This window comes from Dactylosporangium sp. NPDC051485, assembly GCF_040682015.1.
GTDB lineage: Bacteria > Actinomycetota > Actinomycetes > Mycobacteriales > Micromonosporaceae > Dactylosporangium.
The window spans coordinates 14,796-39,449 of record NZ_JBFAZW010000101.1 but is presented as its reverse complement, the minus strand read 5'-3'; the positions used below and the strand labels follow the sequence as shown (position 1 = coordinate 39,449).

Sequence of the window (24,654 nt, the reverse complement as noted above, 5' to 3'; positions counted from 1 at the left end):
CCGACAGCCGACACTTCGGAGAAGCCACTTCCCGGACCCGCCACAACCCACTCTAGAACACCCCTCCTCGCGGCCTCTTGACACAGAGGGGTGCCTACTTGTGCGGAAACGTGATCAAGCTATGGGCGCCCGTAGCGGCAGATGCGTGTCCCAGGATCGCGGATGGGGGATTGTTCGGTCGCGGGCGGTGGCGATGTTCCGTTATACCTTCGGAGCCGATATATTGCTTCGCGTGGAAACCCCACTGCGTGAACCCACCTTTCTGATCCTCACCGCCCTCGCCGGTGAGCCGATGCACGGCTATGGCCTGATCGCCGAGGTGGCCCGGCTGTCCGACGGCCGCATCTCGCTGCGGCCCGGCACGCTGTACGGCGCGCTGGACCGGCTGGTCGACGCGGGCCTGGTGGGCGTCGACCACGAGGAGATCGTCGACGGCCGGCTGCGCCGCTACTACCGGCTCACCGAGCCGGGCGGCGAGGTGCTGGCCGGCGAGACCGAACGCATGCGCCGCAACGTCAAGGCGGCAACCACCCGGCTGCGCGCCGCCAAGGCCGCATCCCGCCTGAGCCGAGGATTCGCATGAGCCTGCCGGAAAGCCAGCCGGACCGCCCGGAAGGGCATGGCCAGGGAAGCCCTGCGATGACCGATCTCGAACGGCGCTATGCGCGCTGGACGGCGTTGTTCTATCCCGCCGGCTATCGGCGGGCGCGTGGCTCGGAGCTGGTGGACACCTACCTGTCCCTGGCCGCGCCCGACCGTAGGAGACCCTCGCCGGCCGACATCGCGGACCTCGCGGCCGGTGGGCTGCGCCAGCACCTGCGGACCGCACCCGGCCTCGGCCCCGGCTTCCGGCTCGCCGGCCTGCTCGCACTGATGACCACCACCGCGTTCGCGAGCGGGTGGGCGATCCTCGAGGTGCTGATACCCACAGAGTCAGAGTTTGCATATAGATATACCCGGCCGTTCCTATCCCTCGGGGTAGCGGTGTGGGCGGTCTGGTTGCTGGCCGCCGTCGTGTATGTCGTCGCTCCCGGCCGGTGGTTTCGCCGGGCGGCGGTCCTTGCCGTGCTGGTCAACGCGGGTGTCGTGCCGGCCGCGATGCTGACCGGCATGGTCCGCCCGCCGCTGATCGTGCTGGTGCCCCAGTTCGTCCTGGGAATCGTCGCGGTCGGCGCCGCCGGCCGGCGCCGCTGGTGGGTTCGGCTGACGCCGCTCGCCGTCGCAGCGGTGACCGTGCCGGTCGCCGTGGCCGCCGAACCGCGCCTGAGCTTCTACGGCGATTACTACCTGCCCGCCGTGACTGCGTTGCCGGCTGCCGGGGTGACGCTGCTGATCGGCGCGACGCTGCTCGCGCTCGGCCTGGCCGCCCGGCACGACTACCGCGGTGTCTGGGCGCTGCTGATCCTGCTCACGCCGATCGGCATGCTCGCACTGAACCCGCTCGGGGCGATGTTCGACGACTCCGGCCCCGGCCGGCCCATCGTCCCGGTGTGGTCATCCATGGCCGCCGCTGCGATTCTGGTCGCCGTGGTGGGACCGGCGCTGCTGCTCCTGGCCCTCGCCGCACGAGGCCGACGCTCGGCAGGTGGCCGGCCGCTGCCCGCCGGGGCGGCCTATTGCCCAACCTGCGGCGCCCCGTCAAACTCCGCGTAGCCCACGACACCTGAGCCGGACGGTGGCCGGAGGATGGCGCGAGCCATGGCAGCCGGCACGACGTGACGCCCGGCGGCTACGTGATGTCAGACGCAAGCGAGCAGGGAGCGGCGCAGGGTGCGGGGGTCGCCGGCGAGGACGTGGTTGGTGGTGGCGCGCTTGAGGTACCGATGCGCCGGATGCTCCCACGTGAACCCGATGCCGCCGAGCAGCTGGATCGCCTCCCGTGTCACCGTGTAGGCGGCGTCGGCGGCGGCCAGCTTTGCCAGTGCCGCGGCGACCGGGAAGTCCGCGGTCCCGGCCACCCGCAGGGCGTGGCGGGCCGTGGAGGTGGCCTGCTCCAGCTCGACGTACAGGTCGGCGACCCGGTGGCGCAGCGCCTGGAACGTGGCCAGGGGCACGCCGAACTGCTGCCGGGTGCGCAGGTGCTCGATCGTGATCTCCAGGGCGGCCCGGGCGACCCCGATCGACTCGGCGGCCAGGGCGGCCCGCAAGAGGTCGAGCGCGTGGGAGGCGCGGCCCGGGCCGGCCGGGCGGGCCGGGACGCCGTCGAAGACCAGGGTCGCCTGGCCGCGGGTGGTGTCCAGGGTCGGCACCACGGTGACGGCGACCTGCGATGCCTCGGCGGCGTAGAGGTTGTCGCCGGCCGCCACGACGAACAGGTCGGCCACGTCGCCGTCGAGCACGTGCTCGGCCCGGCCGTGCAGGAGGCCGTCCGACACCGTGGCGCCGAAGGCGACGGCGCCGATCGTGGTTCCGGCGGCCAGGGGCGCAAGCGCGGGGTCCGCGGGGTCCAGGGCGAGGGCGGCGACGGTGGTGGACAGCAGCGGCGCGCCGAGCAGGGCCGCGCCGGCCTCCTCCAGGGCGATGCCGGCCTCGAGCAGGGTTGCGCCGAAGCCGCCGTGGTCCTCGGGGACAGCGAGCGCGGTCAGGCCGAGCTCGCCGGTGAGCCGGTCCCAGCTGTAGCCGTCCGAGGCGAGGAAGGCGCGGACCGAGTCGCGCAGGGCCAGCTGCTCGGCGTCGAAATCCACAGTGGACACCCCTTAACGGCCCAGGAGCCTGTTGGCGATGATGTTGCGCTGGATCTCGTTGGAGCCGCCGTAGATGGTGTCGGCCCGGGTGAACAGGAACAGGCGCTGGGCGTCGGTCAGCTCGTACGGCGCGTCGAGCAGCACCGTCCCCGCCGCACCGTCGACGGCCATCGCCAGTTCGCCGAGCCGCTGGTGCCAGTTCGCCCACAGCAGCTTCGCCACCGAGGCCGCGAGCGGGTCGGGCTCGGTCGCCGACAGGGTGCGCAACGCGTGGTGGCGCAGGCCCTGCAGGCCCGCCCAGGCGGCGGCGATCCGGTCCGCGACGAGCGGGTCGTCGAACGTGCCGTTGTCCCGGGCCCGCTCGACGATCCCGGACAGTTCCCGGGCGAAGCCGAGCTGCTGGCCCAGCGTCGCCACGCCGCGCTCGAACGCGAGCGTGCTGGTGGCCACCCGCCAGCCGTCGCCGGGCGCGCCGACCACGTGGTCGGCGCCGGTGACCGCCTCGTCGAAGAAGACCTCGTTGAACTCCGACGTGCCGGTGATCTGCACGATCGGGCGGACCGTGACGCCGGGCTGGTCCATCGGCACCAGCAGGTAGGACAGGCCCTGCTTGCGCCCGCCCGGGCCGGTGCGGGCCAGCACGAAGCACCACTGGGCGATGTGGGCCAGCGACGTCCACACCTTCTGCCCGGTGACCCGCCACTCGCCGCCGGTGAGCTCCGCCCTGGTCTGCACGCCGGCGAGGTCGCTGCCGGCGCCGGGCTCGGAGTACCCCTGGCACCACAGCTCCTCGGCCCGCGCGATCGGCGGCAGGAACCGCGCCTTCTGCTCCTCGGTGCCGTGCGCGATGAGGGTCGGTGCGAGGAGGTACTCCCCGACGTGGCTCAGCCGTCCCGGCCCGCCCGCCCGCGCGTACTCCTCGAAGAAGACCACCTGCTCGGCGATGGTGGCCCCGCGCCCGTACGGCCGCGGCCACCCCAGCCCGATCCAGCCCCCGGCCCCGAGCTCCCGCTCCCAGCGCGCCCGCAGCTCGAGGTGCTCGTGCTCGCGGCCCGGCCCGCCGGTGCCGACCAGCGGCTCGAACTCGCCGGTGAGGTGTTCGGCGAGCCAGGCCCGCACCTGCGCGCGGAAGTCAGGCGCCATAGACGGCCGCCGGCTGCGGGGCGCGGGCGAGCAGTTCGCGCACGACCGGGCCGAGCTCGGCGGGATCCCAGCGCCGGCCGGCGTCCCGTGCCGGCCCGTGCTGCCAGCCGTCGGCGACGCTGACGCCACCGCCGGAGACCTCGAACACCCGGCCGGTGACGAAGCCGGCCTCCTGCGAGGCGAGCCACACGACCAGCGGCGAGACGTTCTCCGGGGCCATGGTGTCGAAGCCGGCATCGGGCGCGGCCATCGCGGAGGCGAATACCGATTCGGTCATGGCGGTGCGGGCGCTGGGCGCGATCGCGTTGACGGTGACCCCGTAGCGGGCCAGCTCGGCCGCGGCCACCTGGGTCAGCGCCGCCACGCCGGCCTTGGCCGCGCTGTAGTTGACCTGGCCGACGCTGCCGAGCAGCCCGGCCCCGGAGGTGGTGTTCACGACCCGCGCGGCCACCGGCGTGCCCGCCTTGGCCTGGGCCTTCCAGTGCGCGGCGGCGTGGCGCAGCGGCGCGAAGTGGCCCTTGAGGTTGACCCGGACCACGTCGTCCCACTCGGCCTCGCTCACGTTGGTGAGCATCCGGTCGCGGACCAGCCCGGCGTTGTTCACCAGCGCGTCGAGCCGCCCGGTGCCGGCGACCGCCCGCTCGACGAGGGAGGCCGCGAAGTCCCAGTCGGCGATGTCGCCCGGCACGGCGAGCGCCTGCGGGCACTCGGCGGCCACGGCGTCCAGCCGCACGGGGTCGAGGTCGTTGAGGACCACCCGGTGCCCGGTCGCGGCGAACGCGAGCGCGTGCGCGCGGCCGAGGCCCTGCCCGGCCCCGGTGACGATGACCGTTCTCACGACGCCAGCATCTCCTTCTGGTAGCGGCGCACCTTGTCTCGCACGCCGACGAGGTCCTCCGGGTCGGCCCGGATCACCACCCGGGCCACGCCGAGGGAGCGCAGGGTCTCCAGCTCGCCGCGGTCGCCCGGGGCGCGCACGGTCACCTCGACCTCGTCCGGGTCGCGGCCCAGCGCCTCGCACTCGCGCCGCAGCAGTTCGCGCCGCTCGGCGAAGGCGGCGCCGCGCACGCCGAGCGGGTACCAGCCGTCGCCGAGGCGGGCGGCCCGCCGTACCGCCGCCGCGCTGTGCCCGCCCACGACGATGGGGACGGTGCCGCGCAGGGGGCGGGGGCGGCTGTGCACCGGGCCGAAGGACACGAACCGGCCGTCGTACCGCGCCGGGTCGCCCGTCCACAGGGCGCGCATCGCCTCGAGGTACTCGTCGGCCCGGGCGCCCCGCTCGGCGAACGGCACCCCGACGGCGTCGTACTCCTCGCGCAGCCAGCCGACGCCGATGCCCGCCAGGAGCCGCCCGCCGCTGAGCGCGTCCACTGTGGCCAGTCGCTTGGCGAGGGCCACGGGGTGGTGCTCGGGCAGGATGAGCATCGCGGTGCCGAGGCGCAGCGTGCTGGTGCAGGCGGCGGCGAACGTCAGCCAGTGCAGCGGATCCGGGATGTCGTCGTGCGGGCCGAGGTTCATCCGGCCGCTGCGGTCGTAGGGGTAGACGCTTGCGTAGTCGTCCGGGACCACGACGTGCTCGACCGCCCAGACGGACTCGCACCCGAGATCTTCCAGCAGCCGGACGAACTGGGCCGTCGTGGCCGGGTCGGCGCAGCCGCGCGACGGCATGACCCCGAGTTTCAGCTCCACGGGCGGTACTCTACCAAACGCTTGCTTGGTAACGTACCCGCCATGAATCGGGATTTCGCCTACCGCCAGGGCGTCGCGGTGGTCACGGGAGCCACCGGCGGCATCGGCGCCGCCACCGCCCGCATGCTGGCCGAGCGCGGCAGTGCCGTCGTGCTCGCCTACCGCTCCAACGCCGCGGCGGCCGAGGAACTCGCGTCCCAGCTTCCCCGCAAGGCCCGGGCGATCCAGGCCGACCTCACCGACCCGGCGGCCTGCGTCGAGCTGTTCGCCGCCGCGGGGGAGGTGCACACGCTGGTCCACGCGGCCGGCCCCCACGTGCCGATGATGCACCTGAGCCGGGTGGCGGCGGACCAGTTCGCCGAACAGGTGGCCCACGACGTGCTCGCCTGCTTCAACCTGGTCCGGGCGGCCCTGCCGGCACTGCGGTCCAGCCGCGGCAGCCTGGTCGCGGTCACCACCGCAGCGACGCGGCGGTTCCCGGTCCGGGACGGTCTGTCGGCGGTACCGAAGGGCGCGGTCGAGGCGCTCGTGCGTGGCATCGCCGCCGAGGAGGGCCGCTACGGGGTCCGCGCCAACTGCGTCGGCCCGGGCATGCTCACGGACGGCATGGCGACCCGCCTCATCGCCTCGGGCGACCTGGACGAGCGTGCCCTGGCCGCGTCCCGGGCCAACATCCCGCTGCGCAGCTTCGGCTGCGCCGACGACGTGGCCGAAGCGGTGTGCTTCCTGGCCAGCGACCGCGCCCAGTACGTCACCGGCCAGAAGCTCGACATCGACGGCGGCTACACGGTGTGAGTGGCGTCCCAGTAGCGGGGGAACTGGCCGCCGCCGTCGACCACCAGGGACGAGCCGGTGACGTAACCCGCGAGGGGAGAGGCGAGCAGCAGCACGGCGGCGGCGATGTCCTCCGGGGTCGCCATCCGGCCCAGCGGCACGGTCGCGGCGACGGCGGCGAGGGCGTCCTCGCCGCCGTAGTGGGCGGCGTTGTCCTCGGTGCGCACCGCGCCCGCGGTCACCGTGTTCACCCGCACCTTCGGCGCCCACTCCAGGGCCAGGGCCCGGGTGAGGACCTCGAGGCCGCCCTTGGCCGCCGCGTACGCTGCGGTGCCGGGGGCCGGGCGCAGCGCCGACACGCTGCCGATGTTCACGATGAGGCCGCCGGTCTGCTGCTCCTGCATGACGGCGTTGGCGGCCTGGGCGACGAAGAACGGGGCGAGCAGGTTGAGCCGGACCACGGCGGTCACCAGGCCGGGGGAGGCGGTCGCGGCCGGGGCGGGCGGCCCGCCGCCGGCGTTGTTCACCGCCAGGTCGAGGCGGCCGAAGCGCTCCACGGCGGCGGCGATCAACGCGGCCGCCTGCTCGGGCTCGCGCACGTCGGCCTGGAGGAAGGAGACCCGATCGGGCAGCGCGTCGGGCTCGCGGCGGCCGCAGACCAGGACGCGGTAGCCCTCGGCGGCGAGCCGCGCGGCGATTTCCCGGCCGATGCCGCGGGTGCCGCCGGTGACGACCGCCGCCGGGTCAGAGGCGTTCGATGATGGTGACATTCGCCGTACCCCCGCCCTCGCACATCGTCTGCAGGCCGTAGCGGCCGCCGCGGGACTCCAGGCCGTGCAGCAGCGTGGTCATCAGGCGGGCGCCGGTCGCGCCCAGCGGGTGGCCGAGTGCCACCGCGCCGCCGTCGGCGTTCACGCGCGAAGGGTCGGCGCCGGTCTCGCGCAGCCAGGAGAGCACCACCGGTACGAACGCCTCGTTGATCTCGACGAGGTCGATGTCGCCGATCGTGAGGCCCGCGCGGCGCAGGGCGTGGGCGGTGGCCGGGATCGGGCCGGTGAGCATGTAGACGGGGTCGTCGGCGAGGACCGACAGGTGGTGGATGCGGGCCCGGGGCAGCAGGCCGTGCTCGCGGACCGCGCGCTCGGACGCGACCAGCAGGGCGGCGGCCCCGTCGGAGATCTGGCTGGCGAGGGCCGCGGTGACGACTCCGTCGGGGGTGAGCGTCGGCAGCGTGGCCATCTTCTCCAGGGTGGTGTCGCGGCGCGGGCCCTCGTCGCGTTCGACGCCGGCGATCGGTTCGATCTCGCGGTCGAAGCGGCCCTCGTCGACGGCGGACGCCGCGCGGCGGTGGCTCTGCAGGGCGTACTGCTCCATCTCCTCGCGGGTGAGCGACCACTTGGCGGCGATGAGCTCGGCCGCGCGGAACTGGCTGATCTCCTGGCCGCCGTAGCGGGCCTGCCATCCGGCCGAACCGCTGAACGGGTCGTCGAAACCGTACTGGCGCCCGGCCAGCATCGCCGAGGAGATCGGGATGGCGCTCATGTTCTGCACGCCGCCGGCGACCACGAGGTCGGCCGTGCCGGACATGACGGCCTGCGCGGCGAAGTGCACGGCCTGCTGGGAGGAGCCGCACTGGCGGTCGACGGTCACCCCCGGGACGTGCTCGGGCAGGCCGGCGGCGAGCCAGCTGGTGCGGGCGATGTTGCCGGCCTGCGGGCCGAGCGTGTCCACGCAGCCGAAGATCACGTCGTCGACCGCGGCCGGGTCCACGCCGCTGCGTCGCACCAGCGCGCTGAGCACGTGCGCGCCGAGGTCGGCCGGGTGGACGCCGGCCAGGCCGCCGCCGCGCCGGCCGACGGGCGTGCGGACCGCCTCGATCAGGTATGCCTCCGTCATGTTCAGACCTTACCAAGCGAGCGCTTGATTGGTAAGGTGCCGGGCATGGAACCGTTGGACGCCCGTACCATTCCCGAGCTGGTGCGGGCCGGCGCCGCACGCTACGGCGACCGCGAGGCCGTCGTCGACGGCGAGGTGCGGCTGACGTACGCCGAACTGGCCGACCGGGCCGGCGCGTTCGCCGAGGCGCTTGCCGCCCGGGGGGTCGGCAAGGGCGATCGGGTCGCGCTGTGGGCGCCGAACGGCTGGCGCTGGGTCGTCGCCGCCCTCGGCATCGTCGCAGCCGGCGGGGTGCTCGTGCCGCTGAACACCCGATTCAAGGGGGCGGAGGCGGCCTACATCCTGGCCCGCAGCGGCACCCGGCTGCTGTTCGTCGACGACGGCTTCCTCGGCAACCAGTACGTTGCCGGCCTGGCCGAGGCGGCCGCCGAGACCCCGCTGCCGGCGCTGGCCGAGACCGTGACCCTCGCCGAGTGGGACCGGTTCCTGGCCGAGCGCCGCCCGGTCGAGGCGGTCGTGGAGCCCGACGACCTTTCGGACCTGTTCTTCACCAGCGGCACGACCGGGCAGCCGAAGGGCGCGATGCTCACGCACCGGCAGAGCACGCAGCTGTACGTCACCTGGAGCGAACTCGCGGACCTGCGCGAGGGCGACAGGTACCTGCTGGTGAACCCGTGCTTCAACACCTTCGGCTACAAGGCCGGCGTCATCGCCTGCCTGCTGCGCGGCGCGACCATCGTGCCGCAGGCCGTGTTCGACGTCCCCACCACGCTGGAGCTGGTCCAGCGCGAGCGCATCACGGTGCTGCCGGGGCCGCCGACGCTGTACACCTCGATGCTCGACCACCCCGGCCGCGGCGGCTACGACCTGTCCAGCCTGCGGGTCGCGGTCACCGGCGCGACGACCGTGCCCGTGGTGATGATCGAACGGCTGCGCGCCGAGCTGCGGCTGCAGACCGTGCTCACCGCCTACGGGCTCACCGAGTCCTGCGGTACGGCGACCATGTGCCGCCCCGACGACGATCCGCAGACCATCGCCACCACCTGCGGCGTCGCGGTCCCCGGCGTCGAGGTCCGGATCGATCCGGCCACCGGCGAGGTGCTGGTCCGCGGCTACAACGTCATGCGCGGGTACTTCGACGACCCCCGGGCGACCGCCGACGCCGTCGACGCCGACGGCTGGCTGCACACCGGGGACGTCGGCGTGCTCGACGAGCGCGGCTACCTGCGCATCACCGACCGGCTCAAGGACATGTTCATCGTCGGCGGGTTCAACGCCTACCCGGCCGAGATCGAGCAGGTCGTCGCCCGTCACCCGGCCGTGGCCGAGGTCGCCGTCATCGGCGTGCCCGACGAGCGGCTCGGCGAGGTCGCCCGCGCCTACGTGGTGGCCCGCCCCGGCCCGCCGCCGGACCCGGACGACCTGGCGTCCTTCTGCCGGACCCGGCTGGCCAACTACAAGCTGCCGCGTTCCTTCGTGCTCGTGCCGGCGCTGCCCCGCAACGCCAGCGGCAAGGTGCTCAAGACCAAACTCCGGGCGGGTGCGCAGTGAACGGGTTCACCGAGGGCGAGACCATCCTGGTCACCGGCGGGGCCAGCGGCATCGGCGCCGCGACCGCCGCCCTGGCCGCCCGGCTCGGGCTGCGGGTCGTGGTGTGGGACCTCGCCCCTGTCGCGGGCGGGTCCGTCGTGGACGTGCGCGACCCGGCCGCGGTCACCGCCGGGTTCGCCGCGGCCGGGCCGGTGCGCTACCTCGTCAACAACGCCGGTCCGGCCAGCGGCGGGCCCGCGCTCGCCTTCACCGACGGGCTCGCGGCCACCGCCGGCAGCGTCGAGGCGGTCACCTCGGCCTGGCTGGCCACCGGGCCCCCGGACGGGGCCGCCGTGGTGAACGTCGCCTCCGTCGCCGGGAACCTCGTCGGGACCGACTCCGCGTGGTACAGCGCCGGCAAGGCCGCCATCGCCGGGTACACCCGGCACCTGGCGACCCGGATCGCCCCACGCGTGCGGGCCAACGCCGTCGCCCCCGGGTTCATCGACACGCCCCGGATGGCCGGCTTCGCCGACACCCCGCTCGGCCGCGCGCTCGTCGAGCGCAACCCGATGCGCCGGGCGGGCCGCCCCGAGGACGTGGCCGCCGCGGTGCTGTTCCTGCTGTCCCCGGCCGCTGCCTACGTCAACGGCGTCCTGCTGCCGGTCGACGGCGGCTGGGTCGTCACCCAATAGCCACCAGAAAGGGGTCCACGTGGACGCCGTCATCGTTGCCGCGGCCCGCTCGCCGATCGGCCGGGCCAACAAGGGCTCGCTCACCGGCGTGCGCGCCGACGACCTCGCCGCGCAGATCGTCGGCAAGGCCCTCGCCAAGGTGCCCGCCCTCGACCCGGCCACGCTCGACGACCTCATCCTGGGGTGCGCGCAGCCGGCCGGCGAGCAGGGGTACAACCTCGGCCGCCAGGTCGCCATGCACCTCGGTTTCGACATGGTGCCCGGCACCACCGTCAACCGGTACTGCGCCTCCTCCCTGCAGGCGATCCGGATGGCCTTCCACGCCATCCGGGCGGGAGAGGGGCACGCGTTCGTGGCCGCCGGGGCTGAGATCGTCTCCCACTACGGCGCGGGCAAGTCCGACGGGATGCCCGGCACCCGCAACCCGCGCTGGCCGGAGCGCGCCGCCACGCTGCCGTGGAGCGACCCGCGGGAGCGCGGCGAGCTGCCGGACGTCTACATCGCCATGGGGGAGACCGCCGAGAACGTCGCCTCGCTGTGCGGCATCAGCCGCCGCGAGCAGGACGAGTTCGCCGTGCGCAGCCAGAACAACGCCGAGAAGGCCCAGGCCGACGGCTTCTGGGACCTCGACATCACCCCCGTCACCCTGCCCGACGGCACCGAGGTGCGCCGCGACGACGGCCCCCGCCCGGGCGTCACCCTGGACAAGGTCGCCACGCTGCAGCCGGTGTTCCGGCCCGACGGCACCGTCACCGCGGGCAACTGCTGCCCGCTCAACGACGGCGCCGCCGCCCTGGTCATCCTCAGCGCCGCCCGGGCCAGCGAGCTCGGCCTGGTCCCCCTCGCGCGGATCGTGGCCACCGGCGTGTCCGCGCTCAGCCCCGAGATCATGGGCCTCGGCCCGGTCGAGGCGAGCCGCCGGGCCCTGGCTCACGCCGGGATGAGCATCGGCGACGTCGACCTCATCGAGATCAACGAGGCGTTCGCGGCCCAGGTCATCCCGTCCTACCGGCAGCTGGGCGCCGACCCGGAGCGGGTGAACGTGCACGGCGGCGCGATCGCCGTCGGCCACCCCTTCGGCATGACGGGTGCGCGGATCGCCACGACGCTGCTCAACGGCCTGGTCCACCGCGACGCCACGATCGGTCTGGAGACCATGTGCACCGCCGGCGGCCAGGGCATGGCCCTCATCGTGGAGCGGCTCTCATGAGCGGGCCAACCGGGCATCTGTACGGCAAGGCCGTGGTCGTCACCGGGGCCGGGCGGGGGCTCGGGGCGGCGTACGCGCGCCTGGCCGCGGCCGAGGGCGCCGCGGTCGTGGTCAACGACGTGGACGAGGTCCAGGCCGAGGCGGTCGCCGCCGAGATCCGGGCGGCCGGCGGGCGGGCCGAGGCGGTCGCCGGCTCCGTCGCGGACTGGGACGGCGCCGGCGCGATCGTCGCCGCCTGCGTTGACGCGTTCGGCGCCATCGACGGCCTGGTCAACAACGCCGGGATCTTCCGGCTGGCCGGCCCCGCGGAGCAGGACCCGGCCGACTTCCGGGCCGTGCTCGAGGTCAACGTCCTCGGCACCGCCTACTGCGGCCTGCACGCGATCCGCGCCATGCTGCCCCGGGGCCGCGGCTCCATCGTCAACGTCACCTCCGGCGCGCACGCCGGCTCGGCCGCGATGGGCGCCTACGGGGCCAGCAAGGGCGCCGTGGCGTCGCTGACCTACTGCTGGGCCGCCGACCTGGCCGGCACCGGCGTGCGGGTCAACGCCGTCTCCCCGAACGCGCACACCCGCATGGCCGACGCCTACGAGGCCTATCTCGGCGCAGCCGCCCAGGGCCAGAACATCCACAAGCCGCCGGCCCAGAACGCGCCCGCGGTCGTGTACCTGCTCTCCGACGCCGCCGCCGCGCTGCACGGTCAGGTGGTCCGCCTCGACGGCGACGAGCTGTCGATGATGGCCCACCCGACCGTCATGGGCCACGGCGCGAGCGATCCGGCCTGGACCGTGGAGTCGGTGGCGGCCGCGTTCGCGGCCGGCGCCGTCGGTCCGCTCAGCCCGGTCGGGCTCCACCGCGCCTCAGCGGCGGGAGAGCCCGTCCAGGAACAGTGAGGTGCAGTCCTCGGCCAGCCGGGTGATCGGGTACTCCGCGGTTGGCTTGAACCAGCGCACCGACAGCCAGACCGCGTCACGCATCAGGCGGTAGAGGATCTTCGGGTCCAGGTCCTCGCGGACGACGCCCTGCGCGATGCCGGCCTCGAGCACCTCCAGCCAGGTGGACTGGACCTCCTTGCCGGCATTGCGCAGGTATCCGAACCGTTCGATCTGGATGAGGTAGTTGACGTCGTTCTGGTAGATCTCGGTGGCATGCGGGTGCGCCTCCACCACCTCGAGCGAGGCCACGATCAGGTCGTGCAGCCGCGTCCGGGGGTCGGTGTCGGCCGCCATCACCCGCTTGTACCGGGTGCGCAGGTCGTCCAGGTAGGAGGTGACGATCTCGTCGACCATCGCCTCCTTCGACTCGAAGTGGTGGTACAGGCTGCCGGACAGGATGCCCACCTCGTCGGCGATCTCACGCACCGTGGTCGCGGCCACGCCCTTGTTCGCGAACAGCGCCGCCGCGCTGGCGAGAATCCGCTCGCGTCGGTCCCCAGATTCCCGCGCCATCCCGTGTTCCTTTGCAGTGAAGGTGATGTATCCCGCTGAACTCAGCACGGAGTGTACCGAGCCTGTGAGAAAACGAGTGTAGCCCAAACAAGCAAGCGCTTGGTACGGTCGCGGGGTAAGCGACCTCCGGGAGTAAGGCGGCCAAACACTGCGATGGCGAACAAACAGATGTCCCCGGACGAGGTCGTGGCGCGGCTGCGCTCCGGCATGACCATCGGGATCGGCGGCTGGGGGTCGCGGCGCAAGCCGATGGCCCTGATCCGGGCGATCCTGCGCTCCGACCTGACCGACCTCACCGTGGTCAGCTACGGCGGGCCCGACGTCGGCCTGCTGCTGGCCGCGAAGAAGGTCCGGCATTTGGTGTACGGCTTCGTCTCCCTCGACTCCATCCCGCTGGAGCCCCACTTCCGGGCGGCCCGGCAGGCCGGCGCCGTCGAGGTGACCGAGTACGACGAGGGCATGCTGCGCTGGGGGCTCTACGCCGCCACCTGCCGGCTGCCGTTCCTGCCCAGCCGGGTCGGCCTCGGCTCCGACGTGCTGCGGGTCAACCCCGCGCTGCGGACCATCTCCTCGCCGTACGGCGGCGAGGAGCTCGTGGCGGTGCCGGCCCTGTCGCTGGACGCCGCCCTGGTGCACCTCAACCGGGCCGACGTGTACGGCAACGCGCAGTACCTCGGCGCCGACCCGTACTTCGACGACCTCTTCTGCACCGCGGCCGAGCGCGCGTACGTGTCGGTCGAGCGGATCGTGCCGACCGCGGAGCTGACCCGGGAGGCGCCCGTGCAGTCGCTGCTGCTGCAGCGGTGGATGGTGCACGGCGTGGTCGAGGCCCCGGGCGGCGCCCACTTCACGTCCTGCGAACCGGACTACGGGCGGGACGAGGCGTTCCAGCGCGAGTACGCCGAGGCCGCCGCCGACCCGCAGGCCTGGACCGCGTTCTACGAGCGGTACCTGGCCGGCGACGAGAGCGCCTACCGTGCCGCGGTCGAGCAGAGGGGGATGGCGGCATGAGCGGTTCAGAGCGAAGCGGAGGTGACGGCGTGAGCACCGCGACTCGGGCCGAGGTTTGTGTGGTCGCGTGCGCGGAGGCGTGGCGCGGCGACGGGGAGATCCTGGCCAGCGCGATCGGCCTGGTCCCGACGATCGCCGCCCGGCTCGCCCGGGCCACCTTCGAGCCGGACCTGCTGCTCTCCGACGGCGAGGCCCTGCTGGCCCGCGGCACGTGGGCGATCGGCGAGGCGCCGCCCGAGATCGAGGGCTGGATCCCGTTCCGCGCCGTCTTCGACCTGCTCTGGGGCGGCCGGCGGCACGTGATGATGGGCCCGAGCCAGATCGACCGGTACGGCAACGCGAACATCTCCGCCATCGGCGACTTCGCCCGCCCGACCCGCCAGCTGCTCGGCGTGCGGGGTGCCCCCGGCAACACGGTGAACCACCCCACCAGCTACTGGGTGCCGCGGCACGGCAAGCGCTCGTTCGTAGCCGCCGTCGACATGGTCAGCGGCGTGGGCTACGACCGCGCGACGGCGCAGCCCGAGGCCGGCCGCTTCCACGAGCTGCGCCGGGTGGTCAGCAACCTGGGGGTGTTCGACTTCCGCACCGAGGACCACCGGATGCGCCTGGTGTCGGTGCACCCGGGCGTGACGGTGGCCGAGGTGCTGGACGCCACCGGTTTCGACCTGGTGGTACCGGATGAGGTGCCCGAGACCCGCGAGCCCAGCGACGCCGAGCTGACCCTGATCCGCGAGGTGATCGACCCGACCGGCGCCCGCGCCCGCGAGGTTGCGGGATGAGCGGTCCGCAGCGTTGCGGAGGGGCCGCTCACCATGGGCGCAGTGTCACCCGGCGTTACCGGAGCGAAGCGGAGGTGACGGCGTGAGCGGATCGTTGCGCACGCCGATCTGTGACCTGTTCGGGGTCAAGTACCCGATCGTGCAGACCGGCATGGGCTGGGTCTCCGATGCCCGCCTGACCGCGGCCACCGCCGAGGCGGGCGGGCTCGGCATCCTGGCCAGCGCGACCCTGACGTACGAGGAACTCGCCACGGCGATCGCGGACGTGAAGGCCCGCACCGACCGGCCCTTCGGGGTGAACCTGCGGGCCGACGCGCCCGACGCCGCCCGCCGGGTCGACCTGCTCATCCGCGAGGAGGTCCGGGTCGCCTCGTTCGCGCTGGCCCCGAAGCCGGAGCTCATCGACCGGCTCAAGTCGGCGGGTGCGGTGGTCGTGCCGTCCGTCGGCGCCCGCCGGCACGCCGAGAAGGTCGCCGGCTGGGGCGCTGACGCCGTGGTGGTCCAGGGCGGCGAGGGCGGGGGCCACACCGGCCCGGTCCCCACCACCCTGCTGCTGCCGCAGATCGTCGACGCCGTGGACATCCCGGTCATCGCCGCGGGCGGGTTCTACGACGGCCGGGGGCTCGTCGCGGCGCTCGCCTACGGGGCCGCCGGGATCGCCATGGGCACCCGGTTCCTGCTCACCGCCGACAGCCCGATCGCCGAGGACGTCAAGCGGCGCTACCTGGCCGCCACCGTCACGGATACGGTCGTGACCGACGCGCTGGACGGCGTACCGCAGCGGGTCCTCAAGACCCCCTTCGTCGAGGAGCTCGCCGGGCGGTCGGCCGGGTGGCGCCTGGCCCGGGCCGTCGGCTCCGCGCGGGCGTTCCGCCGGCTGACCGGGCGGTCGTGGCTGTCGCTGCTGCGCGAGGGGCGGGCGATGCGCGGGCACGGGCTGCGCTACGACCAGGTGCTCCTCGCCGCGAACACGCCGATGCTCATCCGCGCCGCCATGGTCGAGGGCCGCGCCGACGCCGGGGTGATGGCCAGTGGCCAGGTCACCGGGCTCATCGCCGACCTGCCCAGCTGCGCCGAGCTCATCGGGCGGATCGTGGCCGAGGCCGAGGCGACCCTGAAGCGGCTCGCCTGATGCCCGCCTACGCCATCGAGGGCGTCGTCCCGGTCGTGCACCCGACCGCGTTCGTGCACCCGAGCGCCGTGCTCATCGGCGACGTCCACGTCGGGGCGGACTGCTACGTCGGCCCGCTCGCCAGCCTGCGCGGTGACTTCGGCCGCATCGTCATGCAGGACGGCTCGAACCTGCAGGACTCCTGCGTGTTCCACACCTTTCCCGGCACCGCCGCGGTGCTGGGCCGCGACGGGCACGTGGGCCACGGCGCGGTGCTGCACGGCTGCCGCATCGGCGACGGGGGGCTCGTCGGCATGAACGCCGTCGTCATGGACGGGGCCGAGGTCGGCGAGCAGGCGTTCGTCGGCGCGCACGCGTTCGTGAAGGCCGGGTTCGTCGTGCCGCCGCGCACCCTGGCCGCCGGCTCGCCGGCCCGGGTCGTGCGCGAGCTGACCGACGAGGAGCTGGCCTGGAAGGCCAACGGGACCCGGGTGTACCACGAGCTGACCGCGCGCAGCCTTGCCACGCTGCGCGAGGTCGACCCGCTGCCCGAGGCGGAGGCGGACCGCCCGGCGCTGTCCACGACCGCGGCGACGGCCGTGCCCCTGGACGTACAACGTGCTGGTAAACCAAACAAGCGCTTGGTAGAGTGACGCCATGGTGAGCAAACCCGCCGGTCACGGCCTGCTCGAGGGCCGCACGGTGCTCGTGACCGCCGCGGCCGGCACCGGGATCGGCTTCGCAACGGCGCAGCGCTGCGCCGAGGAGGGCGCCACGGTCGCGATCAGCGACCGGCACGAGCGGCGCCTCGCCGAGGCCGCCGAACGCCTGGGCGCCCTCGCGGTGCCGTGCGACGTCACCGACGAGGCCCAGGTGCGGCGGCTGTTCGACACCGTCGCCGAGCGGCTCGGCGGCCTCGACGTGCTGGTCAACAACGCCGGCCTGGGCGGCACCGCGAACATCGTCGACATGACCGACGAACAGTGGGCCTCGGTGCTGGACGTCACCCTCACCGGCACGTTCCGCTGCACCCGGGCGGCGCTGCGGCACATGATGCCGCGCGGCCGCGGGGTCATCGTCAACAACGCCTCCGTCATCGGCTGGCGGGCCCAGGCCGGCCAGGCGCACTACGCCGCGGCCAAGGCCGGCGTCATGGCCCTCACCCGGGTCTCGGCGGTCGAGGCGGCCGCGGCCGGGGTCCGGGTCAACGCGGTCGCGCCCAGCCTCGCGATGCACCCGCACCTGGCCAAGGTCACCACCTCGGAGCTGCTGGAGGAGCTGGCCGGGCGCGAGGCCTTCGGGCGGCCGGCCGAGCCGTGGGAGGTGGCCAACGTGATCGTGTTCCTGGCCAGCGACTACAGCAGCTACATGACCGGCGAGGTCGTCTCCGTCAGCAGCCAGCACCCTTAGGAGGAGCCTTGGTCGACGACAGCGCCGCCGGGGTCACCGGCGAGCCCTTCGTCCTGGACGTCGAGCGCGGCAAGATCCGCGAGTTCGCCCGCGCGACCCGCTCGGCCAACCCGGCCTACCTGGAGGCCGAGGACCCGGTGGTACCGCCGACGTTCCTCACCACCGCCTTCTTCTGGCAGACCGGGGCCAGCGACCCGTGGGCCGCGGTGGCCATGGACCAGCACAAGGGCCTGCACGCCGAGCAGGAGTTCGTGTTCCACGGGCCGCCGCCGCGGGCCGGCACGCGGCTCGTCGGCCGCTCCCGCATCGAGTCGGTCACCCGCAAGGAGGGCCGCTCCGGACCCCTCGCGTTCGCCGTGATGGTGACCGAGTTCCACGACGAGAGCGGGCGGCTCGTCGCCACCACGCGGCTGACGGGGGTGGAGACCGGATGAGCGCGCTCGTCATCGGGCCACTCACCCGCACCGACCTGGTCCGCTACCAGGGGGCGTCGGGCGACTTCAACCCGATCCACCACGACGAGGCCTTCGCCCGGCAGGCCGGGCTGGACGCGCCGCTGTCGCTGGGCATGCTCCAGGCCGGCTTCCTGGCCACCTGGGCCACCGACCGGTTCGGCGCCGCCAACGTGCGGGCCTTCCGGGTCCGGTTCGCCGCCCGGGTCTTTCCCGGGGACACCGTCACCTGCGACGGCACCGTGACGGCCCGGCGCACCGGCGAGATCGACGTCGAGATGACCTGCACCAAACAGGACGGGACCGTCGCCGTGTACGGCTGGGCGACCTTCGCAATCGATGGGGACCAATGATCGAGGCAAGCGTGGACGATCTCGGCGTCGCCGAGATCGTCGTCAACAATCCGCCGGTGAACGCCCTGCCGGTCAAGGGCTGGTTCGACCTCGCCGCGGCGCTGCAGCACGCCGGGGCCGACCCGGCCGTGCGGGCCGTCGTGCTGCGCGCCGAGGGCCGCGGCTTCAACGCCGGGGTCGACATCAAGGAACTGCAGGCGGCCACCGGCTTCGGCGCGCTCGTCGGCGTCAACCGGGGCTGCGCGGCCGCGTTCGCCGCCGTCTACGACTGCCCGGTGCCGGTGGTCGCCGCAGTGCACGGCTTCTGCCTCGGCGGCGGCATCGGCCTGTGCGGCAACGCCGACATCATCGTGGCCGCCGACGACGCCACCTTCGGCCTGCCGGAGGTGGACCGGGGCGCGCTGGGCGCCGCGACCCACCTGGCCCGGCTCGTGCCGCAGCACAAGATGCGCGCGATGATGTACACCTCGGCCACCGCGACAGCCGCCGAGCTGCACGCCTTCGGGTCGGTCCTGCGGGTCGTGCCCCGGGCCGAGCTGCGCGCGGCCGCGCTCGAGGTGGCGCACGGCATCGCGGCCAAGGACCCGGTGGTCATCCGGGCGGCCAAGGAGTCGCTCAACGGCATCGACCCCTGGGATCCGAAGCGCAGCTACCGCTACGAGCAGGGGTTCACCTTCGAGCTCAACCTCACCGGCGTCGCCGACCGCGTCCGGGACGAGTTCGGGCGATGACCGGCGTCGACCTCACCGACACCCCGGCCGAGGCCGCCTTCCGGACCGAGGCCCGCGCATGGCTGCGGGCCAACGTGCCCGCCGAACCGTTGCCGTCCGGCGACACCCGCGAGGGCTTCGCCGCCCACCTCGACTGGGAGCGGCGCCTCTTCGACGCCCGCTGGGCCGTGGTCTCCTGGCCGCGGGAGTACGGCGGCCGCGACGCCTCGCTGTGGCAATGGCTGGTGTTCGAGGAGGAGTACTACGCCGCCGGCGCGCCCCAGCGGGTCACCCAGAACGGCATCTTCCTGCTCGCCCCGACGCTGTTCGAGTTCGGTACGCCGCAACAGCGCGATGTGCTGCTGCCGCGCATGGCCGCGGCGCAGGACCTGTGGTGCCAGGGCTGGTCGGAGCCCGGCGCCGGCAGCGACCTGGCCGCCATCGCCAGCCGCGCCGAGCGCACCGACGGCGGCTGGCGGCTGCGCGGCCAGAAGACCTGGACCACCCGCGGCGCCTTCTGCACCCACCTGTTCGGCCTGTTCCGTACCGATCCCGACGCACCGCGGCACCGCGGGCTCACCTACTTCCTCGTGCCGCTCGACGCCCCCGGCGTGACCGTGCGCGGGTTCGGCCGCCTCGACGGCGACGAGGGCTTCGCCGAGGTCTTCTTCGACGACGTGTTCGTGCCCGACGACGCCGTGCTCGGCGGCGTGGACCAGGGCTGGCGGGTCGCGATGGCGACCACCGGCTCGGAGCGCGGCCTCACCCTGCGCTCGCCCGGCCGCTTCCTGCACACCGCCGAGCGGCTCGTCGCGCTCGCGGTCGCCCGCGGCGACCGGCTGCGCCCGGCCACCCGCGAGCGGGTGACCCGCGCCTGGCTGCGCGCCCGCGCCTACCGGCACTTCACCCTCCACCAGGTGACCGGGCTGGTCGAGGGCCGCCCGCCGGGCGCCCGGGCGAGCCTCAACAAGCTCTACTGGTCGCAGCTCGACATCGACCTGCACGAGGTCGCGCTGGAACTGCTCGGCGCCGAGGCGCTGCTGGACTCGCCGTGGACCCGTGGCTTCCAGTTCTCCCTCGCCGGGCCGATCTACGCCGGCACCAACGAGATCCAGCGAAACATCGTCGCCGAGCGCGTGCTCGGCCTGCCCAGGGCCTGAACGGGGACTTGTCATGCGTTTCGCGCCGAACGAGGAGCAACTGGCCCTCGCCGATGCCGTCCGCGAGCCCCTCGCCGCCGCCGACTGGGACGCCCTCGCCGCGATGGGCGTCTTCGACTCCGGCCTGGCCGAGACCGACCTCGTCGGGGTGCTGGAGGCCGTGGGGTACTCGGCCGTCCCGCTGCCGGTCTCGGCGACCGCGTTCGTGGCCGGGCCGCTGCTGGCCGCCGCCGGGGACCCGCGGGCCGCCGACGTCGCCGCCGGCCGGGCCCGGATCGCCCTCGCCGGGCCGGACGGGCTCACCCCGTTCGGCGGGCACGCCGACCGGATCCTCCACCTCGACGGGTCCACCGCCCGGCTCGCCGCGGCCGCGGGCGACCCGGCGCCGGCCGTGGACCCGTTCCTGGACGCCGCCTGGTCCACCGGGGCCGAGGTCGTCACCGCCGACCCGGCCCTGGTGCGCACCGCGCGGCTGCGGGCCGGGCTGGCCGTCGCGGCCGAACTGGTCGGGGTCGGGCGGCGGATGCTCGACCTCACCGTCGGCTACGTCAAGCAGCGCCACCAGTTCGGCGCGCCGATCGGCAGCTTCCAGGCGGTCAAGCACCACCTCGCCGACGCCGCGCTCGGCCTCGAGTTCGCCGCCCCGGAGGTCCTCGCGGCCGCCTGGTCGGTCGAGCACGATGCCGACGCGGAGCGGGCCGTGGACGCCGCCGTGGTGCTCGCCGCCGAGGCCGCCCACGCCGCCGGCCGGGCCGCGATCCAGTGTCACGGCGCCATCGGCTACACGGTCGAGTACGAGCTGCACCGGTACGCCAAGCGGGCCTGGGCCCTCGAGGCTCTCGCCGAAACCGGGGCCCGGCTCGACCGGCTCGCCGCATCCCTCGACCTACCGGAGACCGCCCGATGAGCGAACAAGCAGAAGAGGTCGTGCGCTACCGCACCGAGGGGCCGGTCGCCGTGGTGACCATGCACCGGCCCAGGTACCGCAACGCGCAGAACTCGGCCATGACGTACGCCCTCGACGACGCGTTCGGCCGGGCCGCCGCCGACGACGACGTCAAGGTGATCGTGCTGGCCGGCGCCGGGGACCACTTCTCCGCCGGGCACGACATCGGCACCCCCGGCCGCGACATCGACAGGTCGTTCCCGCGCCGGGCCGGGCTGTGGTGGGACCACGTCGGCAAGGAAGGGGCGGAGAGCCGCTTCGCCCGCGAGTCCGAGGTGTACCTGGGCATGTGCCGCCGCTGGCGGGAGCTGCCGAAGCCGACCATCGCCATGGTCCAGGGGGCCTGCGTCGCCGGCGGCCTGATGCTCGCCTGGTGCTGCGACCTCGTCGTCGCCGCCGACGACGCGTTCTTCGCCGACCCCGTGGTGCGCATGGGCATCCCCGGCGTCGAGTACTTCGCCCACCCCTGGGTCATGGGCCCCCGCTACGCCAAGGAGTTCCTGTTCCTCGGCGAGCGGGTGCCGGCCGAGCGGGCGCTCGCGCTGGGCATGGTGAACCGGGTCGTGCCCCGGGCCGACCTCGAGGCGTCCACGATGGACATCGCGAACCGGATCGCGACCATGCCCCGGCTCGGGCTGGCCCTGACCAAGAAGGCGGTCAACCAGGCCGAGGACCTCATGGGCCTGCGGGCCGGCATGGACTCCGTCTTCGGCCTGCACCACGTCGCCCACGCTCACAACGCCGAGGTCGGCCGGGATTCCCTGGCCGGGCACGACGCCCGCTCGATGCGCGACGGCGGCCGGCCGTGACGTTGCGCTACGCCGGCCGCGTCGCCCTGGTCACCGGGGCCGCCTCCGGCATCGGCGCGGCCACGGTGCGCCGGCTGCTCGACGAGGGCGCGCGGGTCGCCGCGCTCGACGTGCGCCGGGCCGAGGAGGGGCCGGACCTGCTGGCGCTCGAAGGCGACGTGCGCGACGAGGCACAGGTCGCCGCGGCCGTCGCCCGGGCCGCCGAGTGGGGCGGGCGCCTCGACCTCGTCGCCAACGTGGCCGGGGTCGCCTCCTACCAGCACACCACCGACGTGACCCTCGGCGAGTGGGAGCGGGTCCTCGGCGTGAACCTCACCGGGACCTTCCTGGTCTGCCGGGCCGCCCTGGCGCACCTCGTCGCCGCCGGCGGGGCGATCGTCAACGTGGCCTCCCTCGCCGGGGTGCGCGGGTGGCGCTACAGCGCCGCGTACTCGGCGGCCAAGGGCGGCGTCGTCGCGCTCACCCGGTCCCTCGCCGTCGAGTACGCGCCGCACGGCGTCCGGGTCGCCTGCGTCTGCCCCGGGTCGGTGGACACCCCGCTGCGGGCCGGGCTCGTGCCGGTACCGAATCCGCATCCACGGCTCGCCGGGCACGGCGGGGCGCTGCTCGACCCGCCCGTCGCCGACCCGGCCGAGGTGGCCGCGGCGATCGCGTACCTGGGCGCGGCCGAGGCCCGCTTCGCCACCGGTGCCATCCTGCGCCTGGACGGGGGAGCCGGTGTCTGAGACCATCGCCGACTTCGTGGCCCGCAACGACCCGGATCGGGTCGCCTTCCACGCGCCCGAGGGGACCATCACCTGGGGCGAGTACGACCGCCTGTCCTCCCGGCTGGCGCAGTCCTATGTGGACTCCGGCCTGGAGCCGGGGGACCGGCTGGCCGTGTTGCTCACCGGCGGGGCGCTGACGCACGTGGCCTACCTGGCCGCGCAGAAGGCCGGGATCGTTACCGTCGGCATCGGGCCGCGGGCCGGGGACGCCGAGATCAGCCACCTCCTGCGCAAGACCGGCGCGTCGTTGGTGACGCGCGCGGTGCACCGCGGTCGTCCCGGCGCGGACATCGCCGCCCGTTGTGGTGCGCCGCGGCATGTCGTGGTAGATATGTCCCCTTCTGGACAGAGCGCTCTGGGCGCGGGGCTCGGCGCCGGCGACATCTTCTTCCTCAACTCCACATCCGGGACGACCGGGCTGCCGAAGGTCGTGCGGCAGACCATGGACAACCGCAAGTACTTCGGGCCGCTCGCCCACGCCGCCGGGCGCTTCGGCCCGGACGAGGTCTTCGCCTCCGTGCTGCCGGCGCCCTACGGGTTCGGGCTGTGGAGCGCCCACGTGGTCCCGGCCATGTACGGCTACCCGACCGTCCTCACCGCCGAGTTCGACGCCGCCGAGACGCTGCGGCTCATCGAGGAGCACCGGGTCACCGTCCTGTGCGCGGTCACCGCCCAGTTCATCATGCTGCTCAACGACCCCGGCTTCGCCCGCGCCGACCTGTCCTCGCTGCGGGTCATGTTCACCGGCGGCGAGCGCGTGCCGTACGCCCGGGCGCGGGAGTTCGAGGAGCGCACCGGGTGCGCGGTGCTGCAGTTCTACGGCTCCAACGAGGCCGGGCCGATCTCGGTGACCACAGTGGACGATCCGCCCGAGCGGCGGCTCACCACCGCCGGCCGGCCGATCCCCGCCGTGCGGCTGCGGCTGCTCGACGGCGGGCAGATCGCGGTCAACGGGCCGGGGTGCACGCCCGGGTACCTCGACGACGAGCCGGCCAACGCCGCCCTGTTCGGGCCGGACGGCTGGCTGCGGACGGGGGACCGCGGGGCGGTGGACGAGCTGGGGTACCTCTCCATCACCGGGCGGATCGCGGACTTCATCATCCGTGGCGGGCACAACGTCAGCGCCCTCGTCGTCGAGGAGGCCGTCGCGAGCCACCCGGCGGTCGCCGCCGTGGCCGTGGTCGCGGCGCCCGACCCGGTGCTGGGCGAGCGGGTCTGCGCCTACGTGGTGACCCGCGCGCCGCTCACCCTGGACGAGCTGCGGGTGCACCTGGACGCGGGCGGGGTGAGCAAGCAGAACTGGCCCGAGCACCTCGTCGGGCTGCCCGCGCTGCCGCTGGGCACCGGCGGCAAGGTGGACAAGGCCGCCCTGCGCGCCGATGCCGCGCACCGGTTCGCTACTGCAGGCTGATCAGGGTCTGGGCGACCTGGCCGTCGCCGACCGGGCGGCCGTCCGCCGTGGCCCTGACGTCGAAGAGGTAGCGGCGGCCGCGCGTCTCCACGAGCGCGGCCGTCACGATCAGCGTCTGCCCCCTCCGCGCCGGGCCGGTGTGCCGGATGCCGATCCAGGTGCCCAGCGAGGCGGTGGCGGTGCCGAAGTGCGGCCGCAGCACGTCGGCCGCGGTGTCCTCCATGAAGGCGATGAGGGTCGGGGTGCTCAGCACCGGATCGGCGCCGGGGACGTGGTCGGTGGTGTGCTCCTCGGCCACCGTGAAGCGCCGCGTGTACGCGGGCCTGCGGGTGACGCCGGGGCCGAGCAGGTCGTGGGGCCGGGCCGCGCGGGCCGGGCCGCGTCGTACCCGCAGGTCGGCCACGATCCGCTCGCCGGCCGCGATCCGCACGGTGACGGTGTGCTCGTCGCGGGCCGCGACGTAGGCCCGCGCGTCGGCGTCGATGTGGTGGCCGTGCCAGACCAGCTGGTCCACGTGGGCGTCCGGTGGGACGGGCACGGGTGGGAGGGCGGCCGAGACCGGGAGGTCCAGCGGTACGCCGATCGGGGCCTGCCAGATGTCGTCCACGCGCTCGCTCCCGCCTTGACACCGTTGATCTGCCGGGAACAGAATGGCACAACCAA

28 protein-coding genes are annotated in these 24,654 nt (G+C 74.1%); 20 read left to right on the top strand and 8 right to left on the bottom strand.

Annotated features, from left to right (window positions below):
* Positions 1 to 232: 232 nt before the first annotated feature.
* Together AB0M46_RS40120 and AB0M46_RS40115 are read left to right on the top strand one after the other, a co-directional pair.
* Positions 233 to 583, top strand: coding sequence for a helix-turn-helix transcriptional regulator (locus tag AB0M46_RS40120; RefSeq protein ID WP_363345121.1), 351 nt, complete (start codon positions 233 to 235; stop codon positions 581 to 583).
* 56 nt (positions 584 to 639) lie between these two features.
* On the top strand, positions 640 to 1,653 hold the full coding sequence (locus AB0M46_RS40115; protein WP_363345120.1) for a hypothetical protein: 1,014 nt from the start codon (positions 640 to 642) through the stop codon (positions 1,651 to 1,653).
* A gap of 86 nt (positions 1,654 to 1,739) precedes the next feature.
* Here AB0M46_RS40115 and AB0M46_RS40110 read toward each other — a convergent pair whose 3' ends face one another.
* Genes AB0M46_RS40110 through AB0M46_RS40095 form a run of 4 tightly spaced genes read right to left on the bottom strand, consistent with a single transcriptional unit; the run spans position 1,740 to position 5,516 of the window.
* Positions 1,740 to 2,693: an acyl-CoA dehydrogenase family protein gene (locus AB0M46_RS40110; protein WP_363345119.1), complete on the bottom strand. Its 954-nt coding sequence runs from the start codon at positions 2,691 to 2,693 to the stop codon at positions 1,740 to 1,742.
* Positions 2,694 to 2,696: 3 nt separating this feature from the next.
* On the bottom strand, positions 2,697 to 3,827 hold the full coding sequence (locus tag AB0M46_RS40105; RefSeq protein WP_363345118.1) for an acyl-CoA dehydrogenase family protein: 1,131 nt from the start codon (positions 3,825 to 3,827) through the stop codon (positions 2,697 to 2,699).
* A complete protein-coding gene (locus tag AB0M46_RS40100) occupies positions 3,817 to 4,665 on the bottom strand; it encodes an SDR family oxidoreductase (RefSeq protein ID WP_363345117.1) in 849 nt (282 codons plus the stop codon). The genes AB0M46_RS40105 and AB0M46_RS40100 overlap by 11 nt, the downstream gene beginning before the upstream one ends.
* Positions 4,662 to 5,516: an LLM class F420-dependent oxidoreductase gene (locus AB0M46_RS40095; RefSeq protein WP_363345116.1), complete on the bottom strand. Its 855-nt coding sequence runs from the start codon at positions 5,514 to 5,516 to the stop codon at positions 4,662 to 4,664. The genes AB0M46_RS40100 and AB0M46_RS40095 overlap by 4 nt, the downstream gene beginning before the upstream one ends.
* Positions 5,517 to 5,558: 42 nt before the next feature.
* Between AB0M46_RS40095 and AB0M46_RS40090 the strand changes: the two genes are divergently transcribed.
* Complete coding sequence (locus AB0M46_RS40090; protein WP_363345115.1) at positions 5,559 to 6,311, top strand: SDR family oxidoreductase; 753 nt, start codon at positions 5,559 to 5,561, stop codon at positions 6,309 to 6,311.
* On the opposite strand, the gene AB0M46_RS40085 is transcribed toward AB0M46_RS40090, so the two are convergent.
* Both AB0M46_RS40085 and AB0M46_RS40080 read right to left on the bottom strand, forming a co-directional pair.
* Complete coding sequence (locus tag AB0M46_RS40085) at positions 6,299 to 7,060, bottom strand: SDR family oxidoreductase (protein ID WP_363345114.1); 762 nt, start codon at positions 7,058 to 7,060, stop codon at positions 6,299 to 6,301. The two genes, AB0M46_RS40090 and AB0M46_RS40085, sit on opposite strands and share 13 nt — an antisense overlap.
* Positions 7,035 to 8,186: an acetyl-CoA C-acetyltransferase gene (locus AB0M46_RS40080; RefSeq protein ID WP_363345113.1), complete on the bottom strand. Its 1,152-nt coding sequence runs from the start codon at positions 8,184 to 8,186 to the stop codon at positions 7,035 to 7,037. The genes AB0M46_RS40085 and AB0M46_RS40080 overlap by 26 nt, the downstream gene beginning before the upstream one ends.
* Positions 8,187 to 8,231: 45 nt before the next feature.
* Here AB0M46_RS40080 and AB0M46_RS40075 point away from each other — a divergent pair, with 45 nt between their 5' ends.
* From AB0M46_RS40075 to AB0M46_RS40060, 4 genes are read left to right on the top strand one after another with little or no spacing between them, the layout of a single operon-like run.
* Positions 8,232 to 9,737: a FadD3 family acyl-CoA ligase gene (locus AB0M46_RS40075; RefSeq protein ID WP_363345112.1), complete on the top strand. Its 1,506-nt coding sequence runs from the start codon at positions 8,232 to 8,234 to the stop codon at positions 9,735 to 9,737.
* A complete protein-coding gene (locus AB0M46_RS40070) occupies positions 9,734 to 10,411 on the top strand; it encodes an SDR family oxidoreductase (protein ID WP_363345111.1) in 678 nt (225 codons plus the stop codon). The genes AB0M46_RS40075 and AB0M46_RS40070 overlap by 4 nt, the downstream gene beginning before the upstream one ends.
* A gap of 19 nt (positions 10,412 to 10,430) precedes the next feature.
* Positions 10,431 to 11,621: an acetyl-CoA C-acetyltransferase gene (locus AB0M46_RS40065; protein WP_363345110.1), complete on the top strand. Its 1,191-nt coding sequence runs from the start codon at positions 10,431 to 10,433 to the stop codon at positions 11,619 to 11,621.
* Positions 11,618 to 12,514, top strand: a complete 897-nt coding sequence (locus AB0M46_RS40060) for an SDR family oxidoreductase (RefSeq protein ID WP_363345109.1) — start codon at positions 11,618 to 11,620, stop codon at positions 12,512 to 12,514. Before AB0M46_RS40065 ends, AB0M46_RS40060 begins: the two co-directional genes overlap by 4 nt.
* Here AB0M46_RS40060 and AB0M46_RS40055 read toward each other — a convergent pair.
* The gene (locus AB0M46_RS40055; protein WP_363345108.1) at positions 12,482 to 13,069 is read right to left on the bottom strand and encodes a TetR/AcrR family transcriptional regulator; all 588 of its coding nucleotides are present in this window, start codon (positions 13,067 to 13,069) and stop codon (positions 12,482 to 12,484) included. The genes AB0M46_RS40060 and AB0M46_RS40055 overlap by 33 nt on opposite strands.
* A gap of 153 nt (positions 13,070 to 13,222) precedes the next feature.
* Between AB0M46_RS40055 and AB0M46_RS40050 the strand changes: the two genes are divergently transcribed.
* The 13 genes from AB0M46_RS40050 (at position 13,223) to AB0M46_RS39990 (ending at position 23,991) form a co-directional block, all read left to right on the top strand.
* The gene (locus AB0M46_RS40050; protein WP_363345107.1) at positions 13,223 to 14,080 is read left to right on the top strand and encodes a CoA-transferase; all 858 of its coding nucleotides are present in this window, start codon (positions 13,223 to 13,225) and stop codon (positions 14,078 to 14,080) included.
* A 29-nt stretch (positions 14,081 to 14,109) separates the two neighbouring features.
* Complete coding sequence (locus tag AB0M46_RS40045; protein ID WP_363345106.1) at positions 14,110 to 14,862, top strand: CoA-transferase; 753 nt, start codon at positions 14,110 to 14,112, stop codon at positions 14,860 to 14,862.
* 82 nt (positions 14,863 to 14,944) lie between these two features.
* Complete coding sequence (locus AB0M46_RS40040) at positions 14,945 to 15,994, top strand: nitronate monooxygenase (protein ID WP_363345105.1); 1,050 nt, start codon at positions 14,945 to 14,947, stop codon at positions 15,992 to 15,994.
* The gene (locus AB0M46_RS40035) at positions 15,994 to 16,626 is read left to right on the top strand and encodes a gamma carbonic anhydrase family protein (protein WP_363345104.1); all 633 of its coding nucleotides are present in this window, start codon (positions 15,994 to 15,996) and stop codon (positions 16,624 to 16,626) included. Before AB0M46_RS40040 ends, AB0M46_RS40035 begins: the two co-directional genes overlap by 1 nt.
* 4 nt (positions 16,627 to 16,630) lie before the next feature.
* Entirely contained in the window at positions 16,631 to 17,383 is a 753-nt protein-coding gene (locus AB0M46_RS40030) for an SDR family oxidoreductase (protein WP_363345103.1), read from the top strand.
* A gap of 8 nt (positions 17,384 to 17,391) precedes the next feature.
* Positions 17,392 to 17,817, top strand: a complete 426-nt coding sequence (locus tag AB0M46_RS40025; RefSeq protein ID WP_363345102.1) for a MaoC family dehydratase N-terminal domain-containing protein — start codon at positions 17,392 to 17,394, stop codon at positions 17,815 to 17,817.
* Positions 17,814 to 18,188 carry a MaoC family dehydratase gene (locus AB0M46_RS40020; protein WP_363345101.1) on the top strand — a complete coding sequence of 125 codons (375 nt, stop codon included), beginning with the start codon at positions 17,814 to 17,816 and terminating at the stop codon, positions 18,186 to 18,188. Before AB0M46_RS40025 ends, AB0M46_RS40020 begins: the two co-directional genes overlap by 4 nt.
* On the top strand, positions 18,185 to 18,919 hold the full coding sequence (locus AB0M46_RS40015) for an enoyl-CoA hydratase family protein (RefSeq protein ID WP_363345100.1): 735 nt from the start codon (positions 18,185 to 18,187) through the stop codon (positions 18,917 to 18,919). The genes AB0M46_RS40020 and AB0M46_RS40015 overlap by 4 nt, the downstream gene beginning before the upstream one ends.
* Positions 18,916 to 20,058 carry an acyl-CoA dehydrogenase family protein gene (locus AB0M46_RS40010; RefSeq protein ID WP_363345099.1) on the top strand — a complete coding sequence of 381 codons (1,143 nt, stop codon included), beginning with the start codon at positions 18,916 to 18,918 and terminating at the stop codon, positions 20,056 to 20,058. The genes AB0M46_RS40015 and AB0M46_RS40010 overlap by 4 nt, the downstream gene beginning before the upstream one ends.
* Before the next feature lie 13 nt (positions 20,059 to 20,071).
* Complete coding sequence (locus AB0M46_RS40005; RefSeq protein ID WP_363345098.1) at positions 20,072 to 20,965, top strand: acyl-CoA dehydrogenase family protein; 894 nt, start codon at positions 20,072 to 20,074, stop codon at positions 20,963 to 20,965.
* Positions 20,962 to 21,813, top strand: coding sequence for an enoyl-CoA hydratase (locus AB0M46_RS40000; RefSeq protein WP_363345097.1), 852 nt, complete (start codon positions 20,962 to 20,964; stop codon positions 21,811 to 21,813). The genes AB0M46_RS40005 and AB0M46_RS40000 overlap by 4 nt, the downstream gene beginning before the upstream one ends.
* On the top strand, positions 21,810 to 22,538 hold the full coding sequence (locus AB0M46_RS39995; RefSeq protein ID WP_363345096.1) for an SDR family oxidoreductase: 729 nt from the start codon (positions 21,810 to 21,812) through the stop codon (positions 22,536 to 22,538). Before AB0M46_RS40000 ends, AB0M46_RS39995 begins: the two co-directional genes overlap by 4 nt.
* Entirely contained in the window at positions 22,531 to 23,991 is a 1,461-nt protein-coding gene (locus AB0M46_RS39990) for a class I adenylate-forming enzyme family protein (protein WP_363345095.1), read from the top strand. Before AB0M46_RS39995 ends, AB0M46_RS39990 begins: the two co-directional genes overlap by 8 nt.
* Here AB0M46_RS39990 and AB0M46_RS39985 read toward each other — a convergent pair.
* On the bottom strand, positions 23,978 to 24,598 hold the full coding sequence (locus AB0M46_RS39985) for a hotdog domain-containing protein (RefSeq protein ID WP_363345094.1): 621 nt from the start codon (positions 24,596 to 24,598) through the stop codon (positions 23,978 to 23,980). The two genes, AB0M46_RS39990 and AB0M46_RS39985, sit on opposite strands and share 14 nt — an antisense overlap.
* Between the last annotated feature and the right edge of the window lie 56 nt (positions 24,599 to 24,654).